Source organism: Streptomyces sp. IBSBF 3136 (genome assembly GCF_036815105.1).
Classification (GTDB): domain Bacteria; phylum Actinomycetota; class Actinomycetes; order Streptomycetales; family Streptomycetaceae; genus Streptomyces.
The window spans coordinates 25,840-33,463 of the sequence record NZ_JAJSZC010000073.1; the positions used below are offsets into that span (position 1 = coordinate 25,840).

The 7,624-nt window shown below is 70.3% G+C and carries 7 protein-coding genes; 1 reads left to right on the top strand and 6 read right to left on the bottom strand.

Going from position 1 to position 7,624, the window contains the following annotated elements; translation table 11 throughout:
* Positions 1 to 193: 193 nt before the first annotated feature.
* Both V7E45_RS17890 and lepA read right to left on the bottom strand, forming a co-directional pair.
* Positions 194 to 2,065: an AMP-dependent synthetase/ligase gene (locus V7E45_RS17890; RefSeq protein ID WP_333775173.1), complete on the bottom strand. Its 1,872-nt coding sequence runs from the start codon at positions 2,063 to 2,065 to the stop codon at positions 194 to 196.
* Between the two features lie 259 nt (positions 2,066 to 2,324).
* The gene (gene lepA / locus V7E45_RS17895; protein WP_333775174.1) at positions 2,325 to 4,199 is read right to left on the bottom strand and encodes a translation elongation factor 4; all 1,875 of its coding nucleotides are present in this window, start codon (positions 4,197 to 4,199) and stop codon (positions 2,325 to 2,327) included.
* Between the two features lie 226 nt (positions 4,200 to 4,425).
* Here lepA and rpsT point away from each other — a divergent pair, with 226 nt between their 5' ends.
* Positions 4,426 to 4,692 (top strand): 30S ribosomal protein S20, encoded by a 267-nt coding sequence (rpsT, locus tag V7E45_RS17900; protein WP_133921250.1) that lies wholly within the window; start codon positions 4,426 to 4,428, stop codon positions 4,690 to 4,692.
* Positions 4,693 to 4,892: 200 nt separating this feature from the next.
* On the opposite strand, the gene V7E45_RS17905 is transcribed toward rpsT, so the two are convergent.
* The 4 genes from V7E45_RS17905 to V7E45_RS17920 all read right to left on the bottom strand — a co-directional run bounded on the left by V7E45_RS17905 (position 4,893) and on the right by V7E45_RS17920 (position 7,550).
* Positions 4,893 to 5,288, bottom strand: coding sequence for a nuclear transport factor 2 family protein (locus tag V7E45_RS17905; protein ID WP_333775175.1), 396 nt, complete (start codon positions 5,286 to 5,288; stop codon positions 4,893 to 4,895).
* Between the two features lie 99 nt (positions 5,289 to 5,387).
* Entirely contained in the window at positions 5,388 to 6,377 is a 990-nt protein-coding gene (holA, locus tag V7E45_RS17910) for a DNA polymerase III subunit delta (protein ID WP_333775176.1), read from the bottom strand.
* 59 nt (positions 6,378 to 6,436) lie between these two features.
* Positions 6,437 to 6,682 (bottom strand): hypothetical protein, encoded by a 246-nt coding sequence (locus tag V7E45_RS17915; RefSeq protein WP_333775177.1) that lies wholly within the window; start codon positions 6,680 to 6,682, stop codon positions 6,437 to 6,439.
* Positions 6,683 to 6,707: 25 nt separating this feature from the next.
* Positions 6,708 to 7,550, bottom strand: coding sequence for an arylamine N-acetyltransferase family protein (locus tag V7E45_RS17920; protein ID WP_333775178.1), 843 nt, complete (start codon positions 7,548 to 7,550; stop codon positions 6,708 to 6,710).
* Positions 7,551 to 7,624 lie beyond the last annotated feature (74 nt).

Consider the following 7,624-nt stretch of genomic DNA (forward strand, 5'->3'; position numbering starts at 1 on the left):
GCGGTGAGTTACCGAAGTGGACAGCCGCCCGTGAGAACTGTGCTACGGGTGTGCTCGAAGGCGGTCGGAAAATGAGCGGAAAGCCACCATACGGCCGCTCCCGCGGCGACACGGACCGGTGCGGCCTTTTCATCCGTTCCGGGCATGCGCCGGTCCCGGAGGGCCGGGTGGCCTCCGGGACCGGTCGGCCGGTTCAGGCCTCCCGCGTGCCCGCGTACATCTCGTCGATCAGCGCCTTGTACTCCCGCTCGACGACGGGCCGCTTCAGCTTCAGGCTCGGCGTGATCTCGCCGTGCTCCACGTCGAGGTCGCGCGGCAGCAGCCGGAACTTCTTGATGGTCTGCCAGCGCTGCAGGCCCTCGTTGAGCTCCTTGACGTAGCCGTCGACCAGCTCGACGGTCTGCGGCGCGGCCACGACCTCGGCGTAGGACCGGCCCTCGAGGCCGTTGTCCTTGGCCCACTGCAGGATCGAGGGCTCGTCGAGGGCGATCAGGGCGGTGCAGTAGTTCCGGTCGGCGCCGTGCACCAGGATGTTGGAGACGTAGGGGCACACCGCCTTGAACTGGCCCTCGACCTCGGCGGGGGCGACGTACTTGCCGCCGGAGGTCTTGATGAGGTCCTTCTTGCGGTCGGTGATGCGCAGGTAGCCGTCGGGCGACAGCTCACCGATGTCGCCGGTGTGGAACCAGCCGTCCGACTCCAGCACCTCGGCGGTCTTCTCGGGCTGCTGGTGGTAGCCGTCCATGATGCCGGGGCCGCGCAGCAGGATCTCGCCGTCGTCGGCGATGCGGACCTCGGTGCCGGGCAGCGGCTTGCCGACCGTGCCGGTGCGGTACGCCTCGCCCGGGTTGACGAAGGAGGCCGCGGAGGACTCGGTGAGGCCGTAGCCCTCCAGGATGTGGATGCCGGCGCCGGCGAAGAAGTAGCCGATCTCGGGCGAGAGCGCGGAGGCGCCGGAGACACAGGCGCGCAGCCGGCCGCCGAAGGCCTCGCGGAGCTTGGCGTAGACGAGGGTGTCGGCGACCTTGTGCTTGGCGGCGAGCCCGAACGGTGCCGTGGCGGTGCCGGTGCGGCGGAAGTTGTCCTGGGTGACCTTGGCGTACTCGCGGGCGACCTCGGCGGCCCATTGGAAGATCCTGTACTTGGCCGCGCCGCCCTCGCGGGCCTTGGCCGCGACGCCGTTGTAGACCTTCTCGAAGATCCGGGGCACGGCCGCCATGTACGTCGGCTGCACCACCGGCAGGTTCTCGATGATCTTGTCGACGCGGCCGTCGACGGCCGTGACGTGGCCGACCTCGATCTGGCCGGAGGTGAGCACCTTGCCGAAGACGTGGGCGAGCGGCAGCCACAGGTACTGCACGTCGTCCACGGTGACCAGGCCGGTCCCCGCGATGGCCTTCGCCATGTACGACCAGTTGTCGTGCGGAAGCCTGACCCCCTTGGGACGGCCGGTGGTGCCGGAGGTGTAGATGAGGGTCGCGAGCTGGTCCCTGGTGATCGCGCCGACCCGCTCCTTGATCAGCTCGGGGTGCTTCTCCAGGTAGGCGGTGCCGCGCTGCTCCAGCTCGGTGAGCGTGGTCACCCAGTCGTCCGTCTCGACGCCGGCCGGGTCGATGACGACGACCTTGGTCAGGGCGGGCAGCTCGGCGCGCTTCTCCACCGCCTTGGCGACCTGGGCCGCGTCCTCGGCGATCAGCACCCGGCTCTCGGAGTCGGCGAGGATGAACGCCGACTCGTCGGCGTTGGTCTGCGGGTAGACGGTGGTGGTGGCGCCGCCCGCGCACATGATGCCGAGGTCGGCGAGGATCCACTCGACACGGGTGGAGGACGCCAGGGCCACCCGCTGCTCCGGTCCGAGGCCCAGTTCGATCAGGCCGGCCGCGATCGCGTACACCCGCTGCGCCGCCTCGCCCCAGCTCAGCGACTTCCAGTCGTCGGGGCCCGGTCCGGTGGAGGGCAGGGGGTAGCGGTAGGCCTCGGCGTCCGGTGTGGCCGCCACGCGCTCAAGGAAGAGGGCCGCGACGGACGGCGGACGGTTCTCGATCAGGGTCTGTGTGTCGCTCACGACATCCTCCGGGGCCCGCGACGGTGCGGCTGACTCGGTGCGGCTGGGTTGACTCACGGTGGGGTTCGCGCGCTTGTTTAACTCGCGAGTAACTATCGAGCAGGGGATCAGAGTAAGGCGCGACCGCCCGCTGCGTAAGGGGCATCGGCTGTCTCTTTCCACGCACAGCGACGCTACGCACGCGTAGGGGCCCGCCGCACTTTCGTACGACGGACCCCCGGATGCCCGGAATGCGGACGCACCCCGCTGTTACCCTTGGTTACTTCTTGCTCTTGGCCGAACCCGCGCTGTCATCGCTGGAGAGCACCGCGATGAAGGCCTCCTGCGGAACCTCCACGGAACCCACCATCTTCATCCGCTTCTTGCCTTCCTTCTGCTTCTCCAGCAGCTTCCGCTTACGGGAGATGTCACCGCCGTAGCACTTGGCGAGGACGTCCTTGCGGATGGCGCGGATGGTCTCGCGGGCGATCACCCGGGAGCCGATGGCGGCCTGGATCGGCACCTCGAAGGCCTGCCGCGGGATGAGCTCGCGCAGCTTGGCGACGAGCCGCACGCCGTACGCGTACGCCGCGTCCTTGTGCGTGATCGCCGAGAACGCGTCCACCTTGTCGCCGTGCAGCAGGATGTCGACCTTGACCAGGCTCGACGTCTGCTCGCCGGTGGGCTCGTAGTCCAGGGAGGCGTAACCGCGGGTCTTGGACTTCAGCTGGTCGAAGAAGTCGAAGACGATCTCCGCGAGCGGGAGGGTGTAGCGGATCTCGACCCGGTCCTCGGAGAGGTAGTCCATGCCGAGCAGGGTGCCGCGCCTGGTCTGGCACAGCTCCATGATCGAGCCGATGAACTCGGTCGGCGCCAGGATGGTGGCGCGCACGACCGGCTCGTACACCTCGTTGATCTTGCCCTCGGGGAACTCGCTGGGGTTGGTGACCGTGTGCTCGGTCCCGTCCTCCATGAGCACGCGGTAGACCACGTTCGGCGCGGTCGCGATCAGGTCGAGCCCGAACTCGCGCTCCAGCCGCTCCCGGATCACGTCCAGGTGCAGCAGGCCGAGGAAGCCGACGCGGAAGCCGAAGCCGAGAGCCGCGGACGTCTCCGGCTCGTAGACCAGCGCCGCGTCGTTCAGCTGGAGCTTGTCCAGGGCCTCGCGCAGCTCGGGGTAGTCCGAGCCGTCCAGCGGGTACAGACCCGAGAAGACCATCGGCTTCGGGTCCTTGTAACCGCCGAGCGCCTCGGTGGCGCCCTTGGCCTGGCTGGTGACGGTGTCACCGACCTTCGACTGGCGGACGTCCTTCACACCGGTGATGAGGTAGCCCACCTCACCGACCCCGAGCCCGTCGGCCGGCAGCATCTCGGGCGAGGTGACGCCGATCTCCAGCAGCTCGTGCGTGGCGCCCGTCGACATCATCCGGATGCGCTCGCGCCTGTTGAGCTGGCCGTCGATCACACGCACGTACGTCACGACACCGCGGTAGGAGTCGTAGACCGAGTCGAAGATCATCGCGCGGGCGGGCGCGTCGGCGACACCGACCGGCGCCGGGATCTCCTTGACGACCCTGTTCAGCAGCGCGTCGACGCCGAGACCGGTCTTCGCGGAGACCTTGAGCACATCCTCCGGGTCGCAGCCGACCAGGTTCGCCAGCTCCTCGGCGAACTTCTCCGGCTGCGCGGCCGGCAGGTCGATCTTGTTCAGTACGGGGATGATCGTGAGGTCGTTCTCCATCGCCAGGTAGAGGTTGGCGAGGGTCTGCGCCTCGATGCCCTGGGCGGCGTCGACGAGGAGGATGGTCCCCTCGCAGGCGGCCAGCGACCGCGAGACCTCATAGGTGAAGTCGACGTGCCCCGGGGTGTCGATCATGTTGAGGATGTGGGCCGTGCCCTGGTCGGGGCCCTCGGTCGGGGCCCAGGGCAGACGCACCGCCTGGGATTTGATCGTGATGCCGCGCTCGCGCTCGATGTCCATACGGTCGAGGTACTGAGCACGCATCTGCCGCTGCTCGACCACACCGGTCAGCTGGAGCATCCGGTCGGCGAGCGTGGACTTGCCGTGGTCGATGTGCGCGATGATGCAGAAATTGCGGATCAGCGCCGGGTCGGTACGGCTCGGCTCGGGGGCATGGTTAGGGGTCGCGGGCACGCAGGGTCCTGTCTCTTGAGGCGCCTTATGCCTCGGGTCGGATCGATACGTAGTCTCCATGGTCCCACGCGGCGGGACCGGGGACCGTTTTGGGCCGCTCGCAGGGCCACTGGTACTGTAGATGGCTGTGCCTCATGCCCTCTCAGCACGAGGCACGTCCGAGAAATTTTGGATCACCGGTACGGGACCCGAGCGGCCCCGTGCCTGAACCTGAAAAGGCTCCTTCGTGGCGAACATCAAGTCCCAGATCAAGCGGATCAAGACCAACGAGAAGGCTCGGCAGCGCAACAAGGCCGTCAAGTCCTCCCTGAAGACCGCGATCCGCAAGGCCCGCGAGGCCGCTGCCGCGGGTGACGTCGAGAAGGCCACCGAGCTGCAGCGCGCTGCCGCGCGTGCGCTCGACAAGGCCGTCTCCAAGGGCGTCATCCACAAGAACCAGGCCGCCAACAAGAAGTCGGCGCTTGCTTCCAAGGTCGTCGCGCTCAAGGGCTGAAACCCTTTCTGATCTGATCGCCGGAAGGACCCAGAGCGGGCCCTCTCTCATCCGCTCCCGACCGGCACCCCAGGATCCGCGCGCGGCCTGCGTTCGCCACGCGGGCGCGGATCCGGCAGCTTGGTCCGAAGGCCCCGGTGCCCTCCCTTCCCCAGGGTGGACGCCGGGGCCTTCGGCATGCTCCCCGCGTCGCGACCGCCTCAGGCCCAGAAGTCGTCGTTCCTGCCGAGGTCCGGTACGCACTCGTCGATGTCGGTGATCTTGTCCCCGACGATCCGCAGGACCAGGCAGCCGTCCTCGTGATGACGCCTGCCCTCGCGCTCCGCGGTGATGTGGTGCAGGGCCACCGCATGCCCCCGGCCGTCGACGAACACACCGCGCAGGTCGGCGCGGAAGCTGCCACCGGTCTCCTGGAAGAGCCGCTTGTACATGCCGATGACCGCGTCCTGCCCCTTGAAGTCCCCGGACAACGGGTGCCTGCCGGGCACATGGTGCGTGACGTCGGCCGTCATCAGCCCGCGCAGGGCGTCCATGTCGACGCGGAGGAAGGCGTCGTACCCCTTGCGGACGAGGCTCGCGTGCGGGTGTTCAGCCATGGCGATCGCCACCTTTCCACGCGTCGGCGAGGTGCGGCTGACAGCTCCGATTCTCCTCGCCGACGGACGCGGGGCGACTGGATCACAGCGCCGGGCGGCTCAGCCCCGCCCCCGGGACCGCGCCGCCCGCGCGATGGTCACGACCGCCTTCTCCAAGGCGTACTCGGGGTCGTCGCCGCCGCCCTTCACCCCCGCGTCGGCCTCCGCGACCGCCCGCAGGGCCACGGCCACCCCGTCCGGTGTCCAGCCCCGCATCTGCTGGCGCACCCGGTCGATCTTCCACGGCGGCATCCCCAGCTCACGGGCCAGGTCGGCGGGCCGGCCGCCGCGCGCCGAGGACAGCTTCCCGATCGCCCGCACACCCTGGGCGAGCGCGCTGGTGATCATCACGGGGGCCACCCCGGTGGCCAGCGACCACCGCAGCGCCTCCAGGGCCTCCGCCGTCCGGCCCTCCACCGCCCGGTCGGCGACCGTGAAACTGGATGCCTCGGCCCGGCCGGTGTAGTAGCGCCCGACGACGGCCTCGTCGATCGTCCCCTCGACGTCGGCGACGAGCTGCGCCGCCGCCGAGGCCAGCTCGCGCAGGTCACTGCCGATCGCGTCGACCAGCGCCTGGCACGCCTCGGGCGTCGCCGACCGCCCCAGCCCGCGGAACTCCCCGCGCACGAACGCCAGCCGGTCCGCCGGCTTGGTCATCTTCGGACAGGCCACCTCCCGCGCCCCCGCCTTGCGCGCGGCGTCCAGCAGTCCCTTGCCCTTCGCGCCGCCCGCGTGCAGCAGCACCAGGGTGATCTCCTCGGCGGGCGAGCCGAGGTACGCCTTCACGTCCTTGACCGTGTCGGCCGACAGGTCCTGCGCGTTGCGCACGACCACGACCTTGCGCTCGGCGAAGAGCGAGGGGCTCGTCAGCTCGGCGAGCGTGCCGGGCTGCACCTGGTCCGAAGTCAGGTCCCGTACGTCGGTGTCGGCGTCCGCGGCCCGCGCGGCGGCCACCACCTCCCGCACGGCACGGTCGAGCAGCAGCTCCTCCTGGCCCACGGCGAGGGTCACGGGGGCGAGAGGGTCGTCGTTCGCAGTCTTCCTGGCCATCGCCTACAGCATCCCACGCGGCACTGACAGCGAAGCGGCTCCCGCAGCCCGTCCCGGGGTCACGGCTCCTCGCGCCAGCCGTCCCACTCCCCGGCGAACGCGTCCAGTTCGGACGGGTCCAGGCTGCCGCGCTCGTCGTGCAGGACCAACAGCCACTGGGCGTCCTCCGCGTCGTCCTCACCGGCCAGCGCGTCCCGGACGAGCTGGGGCTCCTCGTCGACGCCGAAGCGCTCGCCGAGCGCCTCCGCCGCCTGCTCGGCGGCATCGCGGTCGGGCAGCACCAGCACGTGTCTCACTTCGCTCACCGGGCCATTCTGCGACACCCGTGCATCACGAACGCGGCCGGGGAGCGACGGCCGGTACCCGGTCGAGCCCGATGCCGAACCGGTCCCGGTAGACCGACAGCACCTCCTCGTCCGTGCCCAGTTCCCGCGTCTCCTTCCGCCCGTCGGCCGCCGTCGTCGTCAGCGCCCGCCCGGCGAGGGTGATCCGCCCGCCGTCCTCCGTCACCCGCGAACACACCAGGGAGCGGGTGAAGTGGGACTGCGGCGAGGTGCTGTGCCACCAGGCGCCCGCCGCGAAGTCCCCGAGGGCGCGCGGCCGTGTCTCCAGCCGGTACTGCGGCCTGCCGTCCCGCACGACGTCCAGGTCCGCGCCGCCGGCCGCGTCCGCCTCGCCGCCGCCGAGCACCCCGGCGTCGTCGGGGCCGGCCTCCGCCAGCCGGAACACCCCGCCGGGGTCCGGCTGCTCGCCGCGCTCCGCGAAGGCCAGCGGCCAGTGACTGTGCGCCCCGAACCCGACGTCGGCGAGCCAGTCGCCGCCGTCCGCCGTCCGCACCCGCAGCGCGAGGTGGTCGTAGGGGATGCCGAGCCTTCCGCCGTCGCCGTGGACCCGTGCCGCGAGCAGCCGGACCTCGAAGCCGAGGGCGGTGAGCAATGCCCCGAACGCGCCGTTGAGTTCGTAGCAGAACCCGCCCCGCCGTCCCTCGACCACCTTGTCCAGCAGCCGCTTCTCCTCCAGCACGATCTCCTCGCCGAGGTGGATCGACAGGTTCTCGAAGGGCACGGTCCGCAGATGGCGCAGGTGCAGCTCGCGCAGGGCCTCGGTGGTGGGGCGCTGCGGGCGGGCGGACCCGAGCCGGCGGAGATAGGCGTCTGCCTGTGCTGAGTTCATGCCCCCAGTCTCGGCGAAGTCGTGGCGTCTCAGCCGTCTCGGGGCGGGTCTCCGGCTCGGGGCCGGGGCCGGGG